Annotated in this window: 1 pseudogene; it reads left to right on the top strand. The window is 34.8% G+C overall.

Features of this window, described 5'->3' with window-relative positions:
* Positions 1–18: 18 nt before the first annotated feature.
* Positions 19–635: pseudogene (locus NK213_RS17890) on the top strand (fibronectin type III domain-containing protein); the annotation flags it as partial.

Below are 635 nucleotides of genomic sequence, written 5' to 3'. Positions count from 1 at the left end.
GAAAAGGTAACCCATAAGATGAGAACAAATAGTATCCCATTCTTGGAATTACAGGATGCAGTGAGACTTGATTTTGAGGATATAACAAAGGAAATACAACTTACTAAAATAACTCAAAAGCAGAATGAACTGGAAATAGAAGCTGTGGAGTATGAGGAATATAAGCCTAATACAGAGCATTTTGAAAATCAGAAATCAAACCTTTTTGACGAATCATATCTTAATAATGGCTATGTTGAATGGGGAAATATAAAATATCCAACAGATAAACCACCTGCCCCTATTAATCTGATTCCGGAAAATTTACACCTAGGAATAGGAACAAAGTGGGATAAAGTAAATAGGGATGATATTCAGGAATACATAGTGTATATGAAAGGAATAACAGAAGATGGTCACTATACAGGATTAAACCTGAAATTCTCAAGAGGAAACAGTACTTACTTTCTTGCAAATGCCGAACCGGGATTCTATGAAATAAAAGTATCGTGCATAACAATGGCAGGAATGGAAAGCGACCAGTCAGCAGCAGTAATAGCTAAATCACTTGAAATAACAGGAGAACAAATAGGAGTAGACGGAGATACAATAGTTGTTGATACAGGAAGTAAAAAGTTAATACTGGGAACAGTTTA

This window comes from Sebaldella sp. S0638 (assembly GCF_024158605.1).
In the GTDB taxonomy this organism is placed as follows: domain Bacteria; phylum Fusobacteriota; class Fusobacteriia; order Fusobacteriales; family Leptotrichiaceae; genus Sebaldella.
Note: the sequence above shows the minus strand (reverse complement) of the source record. Positions and strands in the feature narration are given on the sequence as shown.